This window comes from Rhodococcus sp. MEB064, assembly GCF_000834565.1.
In the GTDB taxonomy this organism is placed as follows: Bacteria; Actinomycetota; Actinomycetes; order Mycobacteriales; family Mycobacteriaceae; genus Rhodococcoides.
Map to the genome: position 1 here is coordinate 64,709 of NZ_JXQS01000024.1, position 21,464 is coordinate 86,172.

At 69.4% G+C, this 21,464-nt stretch carries 5 protein-coding genes; 2 read left to right on the plus strand and 3 right to left on the minus strand.

From position 1 onward, the window contains the following. Nucleotides 1-152: 152 nt before the first annotated feature. On the plus strand, nt 153-17,744 hold the full coding sequence (locus tag RU01_RS12445) for a non-ribosomal peptide synthetase (protein ID WP_052493260.1): 17,592 nt from the start codon (nt 153-155) through the stop codon (nt 17,742-17,744). Further along, nucleotides 17,741-18,499 (plus strand): tyrosine-protein phosphatase, encoded by a 759-nt coding sequence (locus RU01_RS12450; protein ID WP_042574876.1) that lies wholly within the window; start codon nt 17,741-17,743, stop codon nt 18,497-18,499. The genes RU01_RS12445 and RU01_RS12450 overlap by 4 nt, the downstream gene beginning before the upstream one ends. Here RU01_RS12450 and RU01_RS12455 read toward each other — a convergent pair. The 3 genes from RU01_RS12455 to RU01_RS12465 are packed head-to-tail and all read right to left on the minus strand — an operon-like array spanning nt 18,496 to nt 21,450. Further along, nucleotides 18,496-19,287 carry an enoyl-CoA hydratase/isomerase family protein gene (locus tag RU01_RS12455; RefSeq protein WP_042574877.1) on the minus strand — a complete coding sequence of 264 codons (792 nt, stop codon included), beginning with the start codon at nt 19,285-19,287 and terminating at the stop codon, nt 18,496-18,498. The genes RU01_RS12450 and RU01_RS12455 overlap by 4 nt on opposite strands. A 7-nt stretch (nt 19,288-19,294) precedes the next feature. Next, the gene (locus RU01_RS12460; RefSeq protein WP_042574878.1) at nt 19,295-20,827 is read right to left on the minus strand and encodes an MFS transporter; all 1,533 of its coding nucleotides are present in this window, start codon (nt 20,825-20,827) and stop codon (nt 19,295-19,297) included. Further along, entirely contained in the window at nt 20,827-21,450 is a 624-nt protein-coding gene (locus RU01_RS12465) for a PadR family transcriptional regulator (RefSeq protein WP_042574879.1), read from the minus strand. The genes RU01_RS12460 and RU01_RS12465 overlap by 1 nt, the downstream gene beginning before the upstream one ends. Nucleotides 21,451-21,464: the final 14 nt, after the last annotated feature.

The window sequence follows — 21,464 nt, forward strand, 5'->3', positions numbered from 1 at the left end:
GATAGATACCTTAGGTAAACAACTATTAATGTGCGTCTGCTCGATCACACGGAACGTGGCCGACGCCAGAGCACGGACCACACCGCTGTGAGTCCTCCAGAAGACGTCGAGGCATGCCTGACAGCCCCGTCCGCGCCGTTACATTTCGGAGCGTGGGAGACGACCGGAACGAGGGGGCGGTCGTGTCTCTCGAGGGTCTGCAGGTACCACTGACGGGTGCGCAGCGGCCGCTGTGGCTCGCGCAGCACCTCGATCCGGACGCGGCTTTCACCATCGCTCTTCACGTCGACATCGACGGGCCGATCGATCACGCGCGACTCGAACGCGCGATGCACGCCGCGGGCACCGAATCCGGACTGCGCCAGACGCGCATCACGGGCGCGACGGACGACGAGCCGACTCTGACCTTCGTCGACGACGCCGTGATGAACCTCGACACCGTGGACCTGCGCGACGAGTCGGACCCGACGACCGCGGCCCGGGACTGGATGCAGAACGAGTTCCAGAGGCCGGTGGACCTCTACGGAACCACCCTCGTCCAGTGCGCCTTCGTTCGCGTGGCAGACGACCATATGTACCTCTATCTCCGCGCCCATCACCTCGTCCTCGACGGCCAGGGCGCGTTCACCCTTCTGACGCGGATCGCCGGCCACTACTCCGACTCCCTCGCCGACGGCATCGGCCCGACGCCCGATGCCGCACTGCGCATTCATGATTCGGAAGCCGCCTACCGTGAGTCCCGACGTCACGATGCAGACCTGGCGCACTGGTCGGATCACCTCGCCGACTTCACCGGACCCACCTCGATGTCTGCGAATCCGCCCAGCACTCCCCGCCAACCGAAGGCGACGCGGGTGCCGTGGGCGCCCCCCGCCGGGACGGTGAGCGACCCGCTGGCCGTGGTGGCCGCACTGGCCGTCCACCAGTCACGAGTGCTCGACACCGCCGACGTGATGCTCGGATTCCCGGTGACGGGCCGCACCACCGCGGCACTGCGCGCGACCGCAGGCATGATGGCCAACCTCGTGCCTGTCCGACTGCGTGTCGACGACGACACGGCGGTACGGGATCTGGTGGCGCGCGTGCGGCAGGAGATCACCGGAGCTCTGCGCCACCAACGGTTCCGCGAGTGGGACCGCATCGTCGACGCCGAGGCGAGGCCGTACGGTGTCTCGTTCGGTCCGGTGGTCAACATCATGCCGTTCGTGGCCCCGTTGACCTTCGACGACGTGGTCGCTCCGGTCACCATCCTGTCGTCGGGTCCCGTTCACGACACGGCGGTCACCATCTACCCCGGCGACGCCCTCACGTTCGACATCCAGTGGAATCCCGAGCGTTACGACGACTCCGACATCGAGCGCCACGGCACACGACTCACCCGCCTGCTCGACGGCATCCTTATAGCCGACGACGACACCACCGTCGGCGATCTCCCGTTCTTCGGCGACGGCGAAGAGGTCGATCTGCTCTCCCGTACGGGCGGTCCCGCGCCGTCACCGTCGACGCTCGGCGAACTGCTGGCACAAGTCGTCGGCCGACACCCGGACGCACTCGCTCTGCGCGAGCAGTCCACCTCCCTGACCTATGCGGACCTGGACGTGGCGTCGTCGCTGCTGGCGAGGACGCTGGCGAATCGAGGAGCCGGGCCGGGAACGGTGGTGGCGCTGGCACTTCCGCGCTCGACCAAGTATCTGGTCGCTCTCTGGGCGGTGGTCCGCACCGGTGCAGCCTTCCTCCCGGTCGATCCGGCGGCGCCGTCGGCGCGGCTCGACCGCGTCCTGACCGACTCCGCAGTGCTGCTCGGCGTCACGTCCCGTGATCACGTGGCCGACCTCCCGACCGGCGTCCAGTGGACCACCGCCGCCGACGCGGCATCCGAGCCTCTGCCGTGGATACGCCCGGCCATGTCCGACCTGGCCTACGTTCTGTACACCTCCGGGTCGACCGGCCGCCCCAAGGGCGTGGCGGTCACGCATCACGGGGTGCACGGTGTCGTCGCGGCCCACCGAGCACGGGCCGACGATGTCGCGGCTCGGGTACTGGCCGTCGCGGCACCGACATTCGACGCGTCGATCTCGGAAGTGCTGCTCGCCGTGGCACTGTCGGCCTGCCTGGTCGTCGCCGACGATCGCTCGTACGCCGGGGCACCCCTTCGGGACCTCCTGCACGACGAGAAGGTCACCCACGCGATCCTCACGCCGCGCGTTCTGGGGACTCTCGTTACGGACGGGCTCGAGTCGCTGCGGTGCATCCTCAGTGTCGGCGACGTGCTGCCTCCCACCCTCGCAGCGCGGTGGGCGCGCGGCCGCCACCTGTACGACGACTACGGCCCCACCGAGGCCACCATCTGGGCCACCGGCACCGGTTGCCTCGGCGCCGAGGATCGCGTCACCATCGGACGACCGCTCCCCGGAGTCGGTGCAGCAGTGCTCGACTCGCGCCTACGCCCCGTCCCGATCGGCGTGCCGGGCGAGCTTCATCTCAGCGGGCCCGGTCTGGCGCGCGGATACGTCGGACGCCCGGCGGAGACGGCGGTGCGCTTCGTGGCCGGCCCCGACGGCTCACGTCGCTACCGCACGGGCGACCGGGCGCGGTGGACTCGTGGCGGCGACCTCGACCACCTCGGCCGAACGGACGCCCAGGTCAAGCTCCGCGGTCAGCGCATCGAGCCGGGCGAAATCGACACCGCGCTGCGCGGGGCACCCGGGGTCGTCGACGCCGCCACGATCGTGCGCCGCGACGGGGAGTCGGAGCAGCTGGTCTCCTACGTGACCGGTGACGCCGACCCCGCGGCCGTGCTCGCCGTCGTCGCGCGGACCCTGCCGAGCTACCTGGTTCCGGCACAGGTCGTTCCCGTGACCGCGATGCCTCTCACCGCGTCGGGAAAGCTCGACGTCGCAGCGCTTCCCGAGCCCGACCGTCGCTCACGCCCGTCGAGTGCTCCCGGCTCCGACGTCGAGCAGGCCCTCGTCACCGCCGTGTCGCAGGTGCTCGCGCGCACCGACATCGGAGTCGACGACGACTTCTTCGCCCTCGGCGGTGACAGCATCCTGTCGATCCGGCTGGTCTCGGTAGCGGCGGCCGCCGGCGTGCGAGTGAGCGCCCGCGACGTGTTCGAGCAGCGCACGGTGGCCGCGCTGGCACGCGTGGCGGACCGGATATCGGAGTCCGTCGTCGAATCACCGGAGGACGGCGTCGGCGCGGTGGTGCCGACGCCGATCGTGCGCCACCTCCTGGGCCGCGGCGGCACCCTGAATCGATTCGCACAGACGCTCACCGTGGCGCTCCCCGTCGGCATCGACCGACAGTCGTTGGTGGACACCGTCACTGCCGTCGTCGATCACCACGACATGCTGCGGGCCGTCCTGGTCCGCGACACCGACGGCGCCCACCTCGACGTCCGGCCGAGAGGCGCGGTCGACGTCGACGCACTGATCCGGCACGTCACGGACGGGGCCGACGTCGTCGACGACGTGGTGCGGGAGCTCGACCCGGAGACCGGAACGGCACTGGCACTCGTCTGGATCGACTCCGGACCGCAGGTGAGCGGCCGCCTCGTGATCGTGGCGCACCACCTGGTGATCGACGTCGTCTCCTGGGGAATCGTCGTCGCCGATCTCGTCGCAACGTGGGCCGGTCGTGGTGAATCCGCGGCGACGTTGGACCCGGTACGCACGTCGATGCGCCGGTGGGCCACCGGCCTCATGTCGCATGATGCCACCGACCGCCTGCCGTACTGGCGTTCCGTACTGCAGGGTCCGAATCCTGTTCTCGGGCAACGACACGTCGATCCCGTCGACGATACGGTCAGCGACGCCACCGTCCGCGACGTCACCTTCACGCGGGAGATCACCGACGCCGTGATGACCCGCGCACCGCACCTCTTCCATGCCGGACCCACCGACGCGCTGCTGGCCTCGCTCGTCCTGGCGGTCGCGGTGTGGCGATCGACCACGATCGATACGGGCCTGCTGCTGCAGCTGGAAGGCCACGGTCGCGAGGATCGTCTGGTTCCGGGTGCCGACACCGCGCGCACCGTCGGCTGGTTCACCACCGTGTTCCCGGTGCGTCTCGATCTCACCGGAGTCGACCTCGACGACGCCATGGCCGGAGGATCCGCTGCAGGAGACGCGATCCTGCGCGTCAAGGAGTATCTCGCGGCCGTACCCGACCACGGAGCGAGCTACGGACTCCTCCGCTACCCGGCGGACGGTGTCGCCGACGAGTCTCTGCACTGGACTCCGCAACTGTCGTTCGCTCACCTGGGCCGGATGTCGTCGGCAGAGACGGGCGACTGGCTCCCGGTCCCGGACGTCTCACCCCTTGCCGGTCCGCGCGCCGAGGATCTGGGTGCCGCGGCCGCACTCGAGATCGACACCGTCGTCGTCGACGGCGTCCTGGTCGGGCAGGTGTCGCACCTTCCCGACGCGGTGTCCACGGAGGACGTGACCGCGCTGCTCGATCTCTGGGTCGCGGCCGCCGCGGCGCTCGCACACCACCTCGACGATCCGCGTGCCGGTGGCCACTCCCCCTCGGACTTTCCGCTCGTTCGCGCGTCGGCCGCCGATGTCGACTCGTGGACTGCTCGTCATCCCACCCTGACCGACGTGCTCCCCACCGCTCCGTTGCAGTCCGGCTTGCTGTTCCACGCGCAGCTCGCGGACTCGACCGTCGATCCCTATGTCGTGCAGACGATCCTGCGGGTGCGCGGAACCCTCGATTCCTCACGTCTCCGCCGGGCAGCACAAGCACTTCTCGATCGGCACGACGGGCTGCGGGTGGCCTTCGCCGCGACATCCGACGGCACGGACGTCCAGGTGATCGTCGGCGGCGTCTCCGTGTCGTGGACCGATCTCGACGTCGCCGGTGATCCCGACCCCGGTGCGGTGATCGACGCGTTCCTCGCGCACGACCGCACCGTGGGTTTCGACGTCGCGGCTGCCCCGTTGATGCGATTCGCGGTGTTGCACAGCACGTCCGACGAGCACACCGTGGTGCTGACCCACCACCATCTGATCCTCGACGGCTGGTCGCTGCCGATCGTCCTCGGCGGCCTGCTCACGTTCTATGCGGGAGACACCCGCATTCCGGAACCTCCGTCGCTGCGGCGCTATCTGCAGTGGCTGGGCGACCGTGACACGGCAGCGTCCGTCGCTGCGTGGACGCAGGCGCTGGCGGGCCAGGAGGAGCCGACTCTGCTGGCTCCCGCGATCAGTGAGCACGCCGCGGGCGTGCCCGGGCAGCGGATCACCACCCTCGACCCCGACAGCACCGCCGCCGTCGTCGCGCGGGCTACCGACATGGGCGTCACGACGAACACCTTCGTCCAGTTCGCCTGGGGTGTGGTTCTGGGATCGATCCTCGGCCGCACCGATGTCGTGTTCGGTGCCACCGTGTCGGGTCGACCACCCGAGCTGCCCGATTCCGCATCCATGGTGGGGCTCCTCATCACCACGGTGCCGGTCCTCGTACGACTGGAACCGTCGACGTCCCTGCGTGAGTGCGTCGCCCTACTCCAGAAGGAGCAGGCGGCGCTGATGGATCACCATCACCTCGGCCCCGCGACGATCGAGGCGGCAGTCGGCGCCGGCGCCCGCTTCGACACCTCTCTCGCCTTCGAGTCCTATCCGGTGGATCACGCTGCGTTGACCGCCCTCGCGGGCGACCTGACGGTGCTGGGCGTCGAGGCACGCGACGCCACCCACTACCCGCTGTCGATCGCCGTCGAGATCGGGGACGAGCTGATCCTGCGCGCGACGCACCGCACGGACGCTGTGGACGGCACCGCGGTGGATCGGATGATCGACCGTCTCGTCCGTGTCCTCACCACGGCCGACGCCGATCGCCCCGTCGGCGAGATCGACCTGCTGTCACCGGACGAGCGACGGACCATCTCGGGGTGGAACACGAAGGACCACGCCGTCGCTCCGTCCACGCTGATCGACCCGTGGGATACCCACGACGGCAGCCGTATCGCGTTCTCGCACGGCGGTACTCGAATCTCCCGGGGTGAATTCGCCGGTCGTGTCCACCGGCTCGCGCGCTTCCTCGTCTCGCACGGAGCGGGCCCCGAGGTCGCCGTCGCCGTGGCCGTCGAGCGCTCGATCGATCTGTTCGTGGCCGTGCACGCCGTGGTGGCGACCGGTGCGCACTACGTCCCGATCGACGCAGGCCACCCCGACGACCGCCTGCGGCACGTACTACGGGAGTCCGGCGCTCTGTTCGGACTCGTCACGGGGTCCACGCCACTGCCCGACGTGATCCCGTGGATCGACATCGCCGACGTGCCCACCGCGGGACTGTCCGACGAGCCGCTCACCGACGCCGAGCGACTGTCGCCGCTGCGCCCGGACCACCTCGCCTACGTGCTGTTCACGTCGGGCTCCACGGGGCTCCCCAAGGGCGTGGGTGTCTCGCACGCCGCCATCGTCAGCCACCTGCAATGGCGAGCGGAGTTCATCGGCCTCACCGCCGCCGACGTCGTCCTGAACAAGACGCCCGCCACGTTCGACGTGTCCCTGTGGGAGTTGTTCCTGCCGTGGCACGTCGGAGCCGAGGTGGTCGTCGCGGACCCGGGTGCCCACGGCGACGCCGATGCCATGGTGGAGCTGATCGCGCGGCGCTCGGTCAGTGTCGTGCATTTCGTTCCGTCGATGCTCGCGCTCGTCGCGGACGCACCGGGCCTGGCCGCCTGCACATCCCTGCGCACGATCCTGTCCTCGGGAGAGTCGTTGCCTGCCAGCGTTGCCGACTCGGTACGCGCTGCACTGCCCGTGACTCTGGTGAACCTGTACGGACCGACCGAGGCGGCGGTGGACGTCACCGCCCACGTGGTCACCGACGACGACACGACCGAGGTACCGATCGGCAGGCCCGTGTGGAACACGACCACGCTGGTTCTCGACGCCGCCCTGCGGCCCGTTCCGATCGACGTGGTCGGCGAGCTGTACCTGGGCGGTGACCAACTTGCCCGGGGCTACGCGAACCGTCGTGCGCTGACAGCCGAGCGGTTCGTCGCCGCACCGGATGGCCGACGTCTGTATCGCACCGGGGACAGGGTGCGCTGGACGGCGTCCGGTGAGCTCGTCTTCGTCGGCCGGACCGACGACCAACTCTCGGTCCGTGGTGTCCGCATCGAACCGGCGGAGATCGAACACGTCCTGACGGCGCTGCCCGAAGTCGACCGCGCCGTGGTGACGGCACGCGGTGATCGACTCGTCGCTCATATTGTTGCAGCGCAGAGCTTCTCGGATATCGCAGCCAGCGCAAGGTACGCACTGCGATCCGCACTCCCCCGTCATCTGGTTCCCGACGACGTGGTCGAGATCGGTGCGTTACCGCTCACCGCGTCGGGCAAGGTGGATCGACGCCTTCTCGGCGCTCGGACGCTGCCGGGTCACGCCCGCACTCACCGCCTGCCGAGCACCCCGACACAACGGCTTGTCGCCGACGTCTTCGACGCCGTCCTGCAGCCCGACGGCCCGGTGGGAGCGGACGACGACTTCTTCGGTCTCGGCGGAACATCGCTGACGGCGGCGCGCGCAGTGGCGCGTATCCGGTCGACCACCGGACGGGAACTGTCCCTCCGCACCCTGTTCGACGTCTCGACCGTGGCCGGGCTGGCCGCACTGCTGGACTCCGCGGCACCGGATGCAAGCGTCGTGCGTATCGGGGGCGAACGCCCCGCGACCCTTCCCTTGTCGTTCGCGCAGCAACGCATGTGGTTCCTCGATCGCTACGAGCCCGGCTCCTACGTCATGCCGTTGGCACTGCGGATGCGCGGGGACCTCGACACCAGCGCGCTCACCGCGGCCCTGGACGATCTGGTGGCACGTCACGAGATTCTGCGGACCGTCTACGCCGACCACGACGGGACTGTCGAGCAGATCGTGCTGCCTCCTGCGTCACGCAGGGAGCCTCCGGTCACGACCATCGACCTCGACGACCTGCCCGACCGCCTCGAGTCGGCACGGTTCGCTACCTTCGACCTCGCGACCGAACCGTCCCTCCGGGCGGAGATACTGCGTATCGACGACGCGGACCACGTCCTGCTCCTGCTGCTGCACCACATCGCCGCGGACGGTGTGTCGCTCGCCCCGTTGGCACGCGACCTGCTGTCCGCCTACGACACCCACCGATCGGGCCGTGCGCCGACCCGCTCGCCGCTGCCCGTGCAGTACGCCGATGTCGCTGTTCAGCAACGTCGGACCGGCGTCGACGAGCAGGCGACCACCTGGTGGGCGGATCGCCTCGCCTCGCTGCCCGACGTGCTGGACATGCCGACAGACAGGCCACGGCCCGAGCAGCCCACACGGATCGGTGGACGGGCAACGCTGGACATCGATGTCGCCACCGTGTCCGGCCTGGCCGACCTCGCTGCGCGACACCGTGGGACGGTGTTCATGGTGGTGCACACCGCGCTGGCCGTGGCACTGTCACGGTGGACCGGGAGCCGCGACATCGCCGTGGGAACACCGGTGTCCGGGCGACCGGATCCCATCCTCGACGACCTCGTGGGCCTGTTCGTCGACACCGTCGTCCTGCGCACCGCGATCGACCCGGCGGAGTCCTTCGCACAGGTGCTGGCGAGAACACGCGACGAGACTCTCGACGCGTTCGCTCATGCGGCTGTTCCGTTCGACCACGTCGTCGACGTCCTGGGTACCACCCGTACGTCGGCGCACCACCCCGTGTTCCAGGTGATGGTGGCGTTCCAGGACGAGGATCCCGTGCGCGGCCGCAGCGACATCGAGGTACTCGATGTCGGTCCGGCGCCGGCCACGTTCGACCTCACGCTCGATGTCCGCCCCCGGGGCGGCGGCCTCGCCTGCGTCCTGACGTACGCGCGTGATCTGTTCGATCACGCCACCGCGCAACGCTTCTGCGACATTCTGGAGCGGGTTCTGATGTCCGTCGTCACGGACTCGGACACGCCGGTGGGTGATCTGGCGATCAGGGACCCGAAGGATTCCGGCCCGGCGACCCACCCCCTCGCACGATGCGAACCGCTCACACTCCCTCAGCTTCTCGACCGCGCTCCGGACGGTGTCGCGATCGTCGACGGCGACACCGAGCTCACCCGTACGGAGTGGGCGCGGGCCTCGAACCGGTGGGCTCGACACCTGATCTCGCTCGGCGTCGGTCCCGACACCGTGGTGGCAGTGGCGCTCACACGGTCGGCCAAGTACCTCACGGTGATCGCTGCGATCAGCCGCGCCGGCGGGGCCTTCCTGCCGATCGACCCCGGACAACCGACCGGCCGACTCGAGCAGATCCTCACCGAATCAGCGGCCGCCGTGCTCGTCGTGTCGACGTCGGATTCGCTGTCCGACATCGGCTGCGACGCCACGCGGGTCGTCCTGGACGATCCGGCGACCGTCGATGACGTGACCACCTCGTCCGACGAGGCGATCACCGACGAGCACCGCCTCGCACGACTGAACCCGGATCATCTGGCGTACGTCATCTACACCTCCGGATCGACCGGGCGACCCAAGGGCGTGGCGGTATCGCATCGAGGACTGCGCAATGCCGTCGAGGATCAGCGCAGTCGTCACGAGTCGGTGGCCGACGCCCGTGTCCTGGCCGTGTCGTCCACGACGTTCGACGCCTCGGTCGGCGAGCTGCTGATCGCTCTCGCGATGGACGCGGCACTCGTCGTCGCGCCGGACGGCGTCTTCGGCGGAGCAGAACTCAACGCGCTCATGCGTCGTCACCGTGTCACTCACACTCTGATGACTCCGCGCGCGCTCGACGTGACGACGGATGCCGGCCTGGAGCACCTCGGTGTCGTCATGTCCGCGGGTGAGGCGTGCCCGCCCTCCCTCGTCGAGGCCTGGGCACCGGACCGTCGGATGAGCAACGTCTACGGTCCGACCGAGGCGACGGTCTGGTCGACGTCGGCGACCCTGGAACCCGGCCGCCCGGTGACCATCGGCACGGCAACCCTGGGTGTGGACGCGGTCATCCGCGACAGTCGTCTGCACGCAGTCCCGAGCGGCGTCGTCGGCGAGCTGTACCTGGCGGGAGAACAACTCGCTCGGGGTTACCTCGGCCGCCCTGCACTGACGGCGTCTCGGTTCGTCGCCGCACCCGGCGGTGCGCGCACCTATCGCACCGGAGACCTGGTGCGGCTGAACGCTGCCGGAGACATCGTCTACCTCGGACGGGACGACCACCAGGTCACCCTCCGAGGTCTGCGCATCGAACTCGGGGAGATCGAGTCGGCCCTGAACGCCGCGCCCGGCGTGGGCACGGCGGTGGCGGCCGTGCACGAGGAGCGGATCGTCGCGTGGGTGAGCGCCGCCGACGGTCGCTCTGCGCACTCCGTGGACATGGCCGAGGTGACCGCCGCGGCGACCCGCGCCCTGCCGCGCTACATGGTGCCCGCCGTCGTGACCGCGGTGGATGCGATGCCGCTGACGACGTCGGGGAAGCTCGACCGTGCGCGTCTACCGCGGCCGTCGGTCACCGTGACGGCGTTCCGTGCCCCCGCGTCGCCACTCGAGATCGAGGTGGCGTCCGTGTTCGCCACCGTCCTCGACCGCGAGGATCCTGTGGGACTGGATGACGACTTCTTCGCCCTCGGTGGACATTCGCTCAGCGCGACGAGAGTCGCTGCACGACTGGACACCTCGGTGCGGACGATCTTCGACGCCCCGACGGTCGCCGCGCTCGCGACGCGACTGACAACCGAACCCTCACCACCCGCACGCTCGACGTTCCGGAGTCCGCCTGTTCGCCCCGACGTCCTGCCGCTGTCGTTCGCGCAGCAACGAATGTGGTTCCTGAACACCGTGACACCCGACTCGGGATACGTCATCCCTCTCGCGCTGCGCCTGCGTGGACCGCTGGATCACGACGCGCTGGCGGGAGCGCTCGCCGATGTGGTGGAGCGACACGAGATTCTCCGCACCGTGTATCCGGCACCGGACGGCGTTCCGCGCCAACAGGTGCTCCCCGCCGGCGAGGTGACCGTCCCGTTCGAGCGCATCGTCGACGAGCAGTCGGCCGACGTGCTCGAGCGCATCGCGTCGTCGGCCTTCGATCTGTCCACCGAACTCCCGATCCGCGTCGCCGTGGTGACCGTCGCCGAGGACGACCACGTGCTGGCGATCTGCCTGCATCACATCGCCGCCGACGGATGGTCGTTGGCCCCGCTGACCCGCGACATCACCGCGTTCTACGGCGCCCGCCGAGCCGGTCTGCCCGCGGCCCTCGAGGCGCTTCCCGCGCAGTACGCCGATCACGCTGTGTGGCAACATGATCACGCGACCGAGATCAAGGAGCGGTCGTCGTACTGGACGGACCGGCTCGCCGGCCTTGCGGATGTTCTACCCCTCCCGACCGACCGACCTCGACCACTCGTCGCGACCCATCGTGGAGCCCGCGTCCCGATCACGGTTCCCGACGACACCGTGGCAGCCCTGCGAACCCTCGCGACCGCGCAACGCGCCACCGTCTTCATGGTGGTGCAGGCCGCCTGGGCGATCACGCTGTCCCGCATCACCGGGAGCGACGACATCGTGGTCGGCACGCCGGTCGCCGGACGTGGCCACGAGGATCTCGACCAGCTGGTCGGCATGTTCGTCGACACGGTCGTGCTCCGATCGACCGTGACGCCGACGGCGACGTTCGCGGCTCTACTGGACGACGTCCGGGAGTCCACGCTGTCGGCATTCGCTCACGGCGACGTGCCGTTCGAGCTGATCGTGGACGCTCTCGACCCGGTGCGCTCGCCCTCGCATCACCCATTGGTCCAGGTGATGTTCGCGTTCCAGAACCAACCGCCGCCCACCCTCACCACCGCGGGACTCGAGATCGGCGTGCTCGACCCCGGACACGTCTCGGCAGCAGTCGATCTCACGCTCGACCTGACGGACGGCGAGCGCGGACTCCACGGCGCCCTGACCTACGCGGTGGACCTGTTCGATCACCGCACCGCGGCGCGTATCGGCGACATTCTCCTCCGCGTTCTCGACGGAGTGGCGCGTCGACCGTTCGAGCGCATCGGTGCCCTCGAAATCCTGCATCCGTCGGAGCGGGCTCTGCTGCTCTCGCAGCACGGCAGCGCGGGCCTACCGCCGCGCGTGCTCCCCCGATTGCTGGCCGACGCCGTCGCCGGGAACCCCACCGGACCGGCAGTGATCGCCGACCGGACCCTGACCTACGACGAGCTCGATCGGCGATCCAACCGGTGGGCACGCGTGCTGATGGACGCCGGCGTCGGCCCCGGATCGGTGGTCGCCCTCGCATTGCCTCGATCGCTGGACCAGATCACCGCCGTGTGGTCGGTCGCCAAGACGGGCGCCGCGTTCCTACCGGTCGACCCGTCCGGGCCCGCGGAACGGTTGTCGCACATCGTCACCGAGGTCGGCGTGCTCCTCGCCGTCACCGCCGGAGGCCCCCTGGCCGATCTGCACTCCGTGTCGGTCGATTCGCTGGACGATGCCGTCACGAGCGAGGCAGCCGTGACGGCCGACGACCGTCTCGGAGCCATCCACCCGGACACGCTCGCGTACGTCATCCACACGTCCGGGTCGACGGGAGTTCCCAAGGGCGTGGGCGTGACTCATCGCGGTCTCGTGGACGCACTCTGGGATCAGCGTCTGCGCGGCGTCGGGGACGCTCGAGTGCTCGCCGTCGCCTCGCCGACCTTCGACGCGTCGATCGCCGAACTCCTCATCGCACTGTCCCTGTCGGCACCGCTCGTCGTCGCACCGCCCGACGTCTTCGGCGGACCCGCCCTGGAGCGACTCGTCGCCGACAGCGCGGTGACCCACGCTCTCATCACGCCGCGCGTCCTCGAATCGATGACGCCGGAACGTGTTCCCGGCCTGCGATCGTTGGTCACCGCGGGTGAGGCATGCCCGCCGGCTCTCGTCGCACGCTGGGCGCCGGGCCGACGATTCTTCAACGACTACGGACCTACCGAGACCACGATCTGGGCCACCAGCCAGGGACCACTGCGACCCGACGACGCGGTGACCATCGGCCGACCGGTGCGCGGAGTCGGCGCTCACGTGCTCGACACCTTCCTCCGTCCGGTCCCGATCGGGATCCCCGGCGAGCTGTACCTCGAGGGGGATCACCTCGCTCGTGGGTACGTCGGCCGTCCCGGGTCGACGGCCGAGCGGTTCGTCGCGTCGTCGCACGGCACCCGCCTGTACCGCACCGGGGACCGGGTGCGCTGGACGAGCACCGGGGATCTGGACTATCTCGGCCGCAACGACTTCCAGGTCAAGCTCCGTGGACTGCGGATCGAACTGGGAGAGATCGACGCGGCGGTGACCGCACACCCGGGCGTCGAGCGCGCCGTCGTCCTCGTGCAGGACGATCACCTCGTCGCCTACGTCGTGGGAACCGATGTGCAGACAGATCGCCTCCGGCAGGCCGTGGCACGCACGCTTCCTCAGTACATGGTGCCCACCCACGTCGTGGTCCTCGACGAGTTCCCGCTGACATCGTCGGGCAAGCTCGATCGGCGCGCGCTACCCGAGGTCAGCGGTGCCCGCGCGCCGCACCGGCCCGCGGTGACATCGGAGCAGCGGCTGGTTGCCGACGCGTTCGCCGCGGTGCTGGACCTGACCGAGGATCCGGGTCTCGACGACAACTTCTTCGATCTCGGCGGACATTCACTCACTGCGACCCGGGTGGCTGCCCACGTGTCCGTCGCGGCGGTGCGCGAGGTGTCCGCCCGATCCGTCTTCGACCACCCGACGGTCGCCGCGCTGGCGGGCAGCCTCACCGAGTCGCCGGCATCCGTGCGACCGGCCCTGACGACGGTGCCGCGACCGGATCGCGTGCCCCTGTCCTTCGCGCAGCACCGCATGTGGTTCCTGAACCGGATCGACGCCGACCGCGGAGGCTATGTCGTCCCCATCGCTCTGACGCTCACCGGACGTCTGGACGTCGAGTCGTTGCAGTCCGCGCTGGGCGACGTGATCGACCGTCACGAGATCCTGCGGACGGTCCACCCCGCGATCGACGGCGTTCCCCACCAGGTGGTCCTGCCGAGCGTCGACGTACCACTCGCCGTCGTGACCGTCGATGCCGACGCAGTATCCGACGCCGTACGCGACGCGATCGCCGTGCACATCGACGTCGTCACCGATACTCCTCTGCGCGCAACGCTTCTCGTGATATCGCCGACCGAGCACGTGCTGGTTCTCGTCGTGCACCACATCGCGGCGGACGGATGGTCCATGGCACCGCTGACGCGCGACGTCGTCACCGCCTACGGTGCGAGAGCGCGGGGACGGCGGCCCGACCTGTCGCCGCTGCCCGTGCAGTACGCCGACCATGCGGTGCGGCAAAGAGCGACCCTCGGGTCACCGGAGGACCCGTCCTCCCCCGTCTCGCGGCACCTCGCGTACTGGCTCGACCGGCTCGCCGGTCTCCCCCTGGACCTCGCACTGCCGACGGACCACCCACGCCCGAGAACGCCGTCGCACCAGGGTGATCGAGTGCACGCCGTGATCGACAGGGACGCGATGACGGCGCTCGCAGCCGCCGCCCGTGCCCACGACGTCACCCTGTTCATGCTCGCGCAGACCGCGCTGTCCCTGGTGCTCGCGCAATGGGCGGGTACCGACGATCTCGCCATCGGGACGGCGGTCGCGGGCCGCGACGACCCTGCGCTCGACGAGACGGTCGGCATGTTCGTCGACACCGTTGTCCTGCGTACCACCGTCGACTCCGAGCGCTCCGTCGCCGATCATCTCGCCGCGGCACGCGAAACCACGCTCGACGCCTTCGCCCACGCGGCGCTGCCGTTCGACCTACTCGTGTCGGCGCTCGATCCGGTGCGGACCACGGCGAGTCACCCTGTCGTGCAGGTGATGCTGACTCTCCAGAACGTCACCCCGCCCACGTTCCCGACGACCGCGCCGACGGTCGAGGTCCTCGACCTCGGTGGCACCTCAGTCCAGTTCGACCTCTCGATGACCCTGACCGAGGATGACGGTCGTCTGCTGGTCGATCTCACCTACGCCACCGAGCTGTTCGAGCGCAGCACTGTCGAACGCGTCGTGCGGCGCTTCGTGCACACCCTGGGGTCGATGAGCCGGGACACCTCCGTCTCGGTGCGCGACCTCGACACCGTGGAGCCGTCCGAACGCATCGACATGTCGACTCGTGTCGGTGCGCCGGCTCTCCCTCCGCGGACACTCGATCGCATCATCGCCGACGCACGCGTAGCTCGTCCGGACGCCGTCGCCGTCCGCACCGACGACGTGGACGTGACCTACGCCGAGATGGGAAGCCGTGCACACCGTCTCGCCAGGGAACTCATCGCGTGCGGTGTCGGACCCGATGCCGTCGTCGCTCTCGCGCTACCCCGGTCGATCGATCATCTGGTGTCCGTCTGGGCCGTGGCCGCCGCGGGAGCGGCGTTCCTGTCCGTGGACACGTCCCACCCGACCGAGCGCATCGCCCACGTCCTGCGGGACTCCGATGCGGTCATCGTCGTGACGACGGCCGACCGCGCCGGGCCACTCGGACCTGCCGCCCCGTGGATTCCGCGACTCGTGCTCGACGAACCCGACGTGGTTGCGGCACTGTCCCGTCACAGCGACGACGACGTCGTCGACACGGAGAGACTGGCGACGCTGCAGCCGACGTCGGCCGCCTACGTCATCTACACGTCCGGCTCCACGGGACGGCCCAAGGGCGTCACGGTCACCTACGCGGGTCTCGCCGATGCCGTGGAGGATCAGCGTCGACGATCGGTTCCCGGCGCGGCACGGGTCCTCGCCGTCGCGTCCCCGACGTTCGACGCGTCGATCGCCGAGATGCTCATGGCGCTCGCCCACGTCGCCACCCTGGTTCTCGCTCCGCCGACCGTGCACGGCGGTACCGAGTTGTCGGCACTGATCCGCCGACAGCGGGTGACCCACGCGATCATCACCCCGCGGGTACTCGAGTCCCTGTCCCCGGCCGGGCTCGACTGCGTGGGCGTCCTCGTCGTAGGCGGCGAGGCCCTGCCCGACTCGGTCTCCGCCACATGGTCGGTCGGGCGCGAGATGTACAACGACTACGGCCCCACCGAAACGACGATCTGGGCCAGTGCACACGGCCCGATCTCCAGCGATCGGCCGGTCGGTATCGGGGCCCCGGTACGCGGTGTGGGGGCGGTAGTCCTCGATGCGCACCTGCGGCCGGTCCCGCTCGGCAGCGTCGGCGAGCTCTACCTGACGGGTTCGCACCTCGCCCGCGGGTATGTCGGACAACCGGCGCTCACGGCTGCTCGCTTCGTGCCGGCACCGTTCGCGGGGCCCGGTGAGCGGATGTACCGCACGGGCGACCTCGTGCGGTGGAACTCGTCCGGGGAGTTGTCGTTCCTCGGCCGTACCGATTTCCAGATCAAGCTGCGCGGGTTACGCATCGAGCCCGGAGAGATCGAGAACGCCGCCCTCGCCCATCCGGGGGTGACACAGGCCGTGGTGATCGCGCATCGCGACGCGGGCACCGGTGCCGAACATCTGGTGGCCTACGTGAGCGGCGATGCGCTCGACGTCACCGCCGTCCGGGACGTCGTGGCGGACCGCGTGCCGCAGTACATGGTGCCGACCCGCATCGTCACGATGTCCGAGCTCCCCCGCACGACGTCGGGAAAGCTCGACCGGGCTGCCCTTCCCACGCCGACGTTCGCGCCGACGGCGTACCGCGCGCCCTCGACTCCGACCGAACACATGGTGGCGGACGCCTTCGCCATCGTCCTGGGGCTGGGGCTCGTAGGACGCGACGACGACTTCTTCGCCCTCGGTGGCACCAGCCTGTCGGCGACGCGGGTGGCCGCTCATCTCGGTCGCGCCACCGGGGTGGACCGGGTGCTGAGACTGCTGTTCACGCACGGCACCGTCGTCGCGATCGCGGAGCACCTGGACCGCGAAGACGACGACGAGTCCCTCGCCTCGTCCGAGGCCGTGGCACCCGTCATGCGACTCGGCGGAGGCGACGGCCTCGCACCGGTGTTCTGCATCCACCCGATGATGGGACTCGCCTGGCCCTACTTCGAGCTGGGCAGACACCTCGAACCGACGCGGCCGCTGTGGGGCGTGCAGACACCGGCCGTCGCCGATCCGAATTTCGCGCCGGCGACGATGGCCGAGGTGGTCGACCGTTACGTCGCCGAGATCCGTCGAGTCGATCCGGACGGGCCGTACCACCTCGTGGGCTGGTCGGTCGGCGGCGTGCTCGCCCATGCCGTCGCAGCCCGCATGGAATCGAGCGGTCTCCCCGTCGCGTCCCTCACGCTCCTCGACCCGGTACACAGCGTCGTCGCGGGCAGCGATGTGAAGAAGGCCCAGGCGGACGCCATGTTCGGCGCCTACCAGCACCTCACCGAGGATCTCGCCGACATGACCCCCGACGCGCTGTGGGCGGTGTGGTCGGCAATGGGCGGAGATCAGCTCCCGGTCTCGGACATCCAGGCCCGCCTGATCACCAAGGCGATGCTCACGCTGTTCGCCCTCGTCGACGATCACGTGCCGGAGTCCTTCGGCGGCGAGGTACTCATGATCGACTCGGACGTCACCGCCGACCAGCTGGGGCGCATGTCGGAGTTCTGGGCTCGGTACTGCACCGGACCGATGACCGTCGAATCCGTTCCGTGGCGCCACGGCGAGCTCCTGTCGAGCGAAGCGGTCGCCGATCTCGGACCGCTGGTGAGCCGCTGGCTGCCGTACCGCGATCGCGTGCCCCACAGCGACGTGGCCGGCGCGATGGTTACTGTCGACGAGTGAGTCGATCCGCCGAGAGCACCGTGCCCGACGACCAGTTCCACCTGGCGGGAGCGTGGAACTTCCGCGACACGGGCGGTCTGCGCACCACCGACGGGTCCCGGACACGCTCCGGCGTGCTGTTTCGATCGTCCGCTCTCACCCACCTCACCGACGACGGTCGACGCGCGCTGACGGATCTCGGCGTCACCGACGTCTTCGACTTCCGCGGGGAGGCCGAGGTGCGCCGACTCGGGTCGGATCGCACGCCCGCGTCGGTACGGGTCCACGCGGTCCCGTACATCCCCACGGAGGCTGCACCGCACGAGCGGACCACTCGCGCCGCCACCGCCCGCGAATACCTCGACGGCGCGTACCGCGCGTTCCCGACCCTGCCGGGCGCCCGCATCGCCATCAGGTCGGTCGTCGACGCGGTCAGCGGTGGCTCCGCGGTCCTGGCGCACTGCGCCGCCGGGAAGGACCGCGCGGGGTGGACCGTCGCGACAGTGCTCCGCGCCGCCGGCGTCGTCGAGGACGACATCGTCGCCGACTATCTACGCAGCGCAGCAGCAGTGGACCCGTTGCGGCAGCACATCGTCGACCACGCCGACGTGAGCGCCGACGATCTCGACGACGACCTGCTCGGCGTGCGTGAGGAGTACTACCGCGCAGGTCTCGACGCGATGACCGCCGCGCACGGCTCGTTCGAGGGGTACCTCGACTGGCTCGGCATCGACGCCGATTCCGTGGCTGCGCTTCGGCGCGCGCTGGTGAGCTAGCGGCCGGTGTAGGTCGCGTTGCCGGGGCCGAGGTCCAGGAATGTGCGCACCGCGCCCTGCAGATCCTCGGTCTCGAACAGTGCACCCGAGACCGCGGACGTCATCGAATCAGCGTGTCGCACACCGCCCGACCGCCAGGCTCCGATGATCTCCTTCGTCGCGGCGTGGGCACGGGTGGGTCCGTCGGCCAGCCGTGCAACCAGTGCCCGCGCTGCGGTGTCGACATCGTCGTGGACCTGGTTGACCACACCCCACTCGCGCAGCGTCTCCGCCGAGTACAGGTCGCCGGTCATGACGAACTCCCGGGCACGGCCGCTGCCGGCGCGCTCCGCCATCCGCTGCGGTCCGCCCATCGACGGGGTCAGGCCCACCACGGTTTCCACGAGCCCGAACTTGGCCTTCGGTGACGCCAGGATGATGTCGCACGCCAATGCGATCTCGAGGGCGGCCGTCAGGGTCAGGCCGTGGGCCGCGAAGACCACCGGGCAGGGCAGTGACTCGAGGGGATGGGCGATCGCGTCGAACAACCCTTCCCACAATCGCGTTCCCTCGGCTTCGGACAACCCGTCGAACACGTGCACGTCGACACCGCCGGAGACGACCTTGCCCTCCGCACGCAGCAGAACTGCGCGGGGAGGGCTGGCCACCAGATCGGCGATGTCGGCGGTGACGGCGTCGAACATGGCCTGGTCGAACAGGTTCAGCGGACCGTGCGCGAACGTCAGGGTGGCGACCTCCGCACCGGCGTCGGTCGTCGTGCGTTCGAGTCTGGTCGGCTTCTCGCTCATCGCCGAATCATGACACGGGCGTCGTACCCACCGGGACGGCCGGTTCCGCTTCTCGGGACGCGACCGGCTTGTCGACGACAGGTGCACCGCCGAAGGACGGGCGGGCGTAGAACGCGGTGGCAACGGCGCCGATGAGCAGCACGGCCGCGGGCAGGTACAGCGACTGGCCGAGTGCCGTGGCGAAGGGGGCTGCGACCTCGGCCGGGATGCGACCCGCAGACAGCTCTGCCGACGCACCGGCGGCGCCGGCGAACGGCACCTCCGCGGAGATACGTGACTGCATCAGAACACCGATGCCGGCGCTGCCGAGGACGGATCCGACCATGCGCATCGTGTTGTAGACGCCGCTGCCGGCACCGGCCTGCGACATCGGCAGGTTACGGGTTGCCGTGGCGCCCAGCGGGGACCAGATCAGCGCGTTGGCGACGCCCATCAGCGCGATCGGCATCAGCAGTCGGACGATGGAGGCGGTGGGGGTCATCTCCATCGCCAGCCACACGAGCGCGACGGTCAGCAGAGTCAGACCCGATCCCGCGATGTAGCGGGGGTGCACCCGGTCCACCAGACGACCGACGTTGGGAGCGAGGACGCCGGTGAGCACGGCCATCGGCACGAACAGCAAGGCCGACCGAGTGGGGGTCAAGCCGGTCACGCTCTGTGCGTAGAACATGATCGGCAGCATCATGCCGGTCATGGCGAAGCCCATCGCGGCGATGCCGATGGTGGACAACGAGAAATTGCGGTCGCGGAACAGTCCCAGCGGCACCAACGGCTCGTTGCGGTTACGCGACTGCCACACGATGAACGCCGCGAACACGACGATGCCGGCGCCGATCGAGGTCCAGATCCACCCGTTCCAGTCGTACTTCTGTCCCTCCTGCAATCCGAAGACGATGAAGAACAGACCGACGGCGGACAACACGACGCCGGGGATGTCGAACTTGTGCTCGTTGGTGGGGAGCGTGGGGACGAACTTGACGGCGAGCGCGATGGCGACGACACCGACCGGGAGGTTGATGAAGAAGATCCATTCCCAGCCGAACGCGTCGACGAGGACGCCGCCCAGCAAGGGACCGACCAGCGTGGCGACACCTGCGACGGCACCCCAGGCGCCCATGGCCGCTCCGCGCTTGTCCTTCGGGAAGATGCGCGTGATGACGGCCATCGTCTGCGGCGTGATCATCGCTGCACCGAGACCCTGGACGGCACGAGCCGCGATCAGCATCTCGATCGATCCCGACACTCCGCACCACAGCGACGCCAGCGTGAAGACGACGAGTCCGGCGATGTAGAGGTTCTTGGGTCCGAAGCGGTCACCCAGGCGACCGGTGACCAGTAGTGGCACCGCGTAGGCCAGGAGGTACGCACTGGTCACCCAGATCACGTTGGAGATGTCGGTCTGCAGTCCCGCGAGGATCGCGGGTTGCGCGACGGCGACGATGGTCGTGTCGACCAGAATCATGAAGAAGCCCAGGCAGAGCGTCCAGAGTGCGACCCAGGGGGACGCCTCCTTCGCAGTGGGCACGGTGGTGCTGGTCATCATCGATCCTGTCGTGTCATGTGGTGGTGTTTCTCGGCGATGATCGCGTCGAGCCAGGGAAGGCGTCCGGTGTCGATGTCGTCGACGAATGCCCGGAGCCAGGCGAGTTCGGCCTCGCGGAGTGCGACGGTGTACTCCAGGCCGACGGAGAAGAGTCGCGGGGAATGCCGCGCGGTGATCGCGGCGGTCATGATGCGCATCTCGTCGAGGTCCTTCCCGAGATGCGCGATCCGCTCACGGACCAGCACGGACACTTCGGCGGCGGGCAGGTTGTGCGACTCCTTGAGGGCGAGCGTGAACTGTGAGTACTCGGGGACCGGAGTCGCGAGAAGGCTGCGGAGAGTGGACGTCAAGGCATCGCGCCCCGACTGCGTGACGTCGTAGGTGGTGCGCTCCGGCCGATTGCCCTCGCGCTCCGTGCCGACCGCGACGATGTGATCTGCGGCCGCCAGCCGGTCCACTGCGTGATAGAGCGATCCGGGTCTGACCTTGAGCAGCCTGTCGTCGTTCCGCTCGAGCAGGAGTTGATACATCTCGTAGGGGTGCATCGGCCGCTCGAACAAGCACGCCAGGACGGCGATCCCGAGAGTGCTCACCTGCGTTCCCACGATTCCCCCCGCCATCTCATATATTCCAG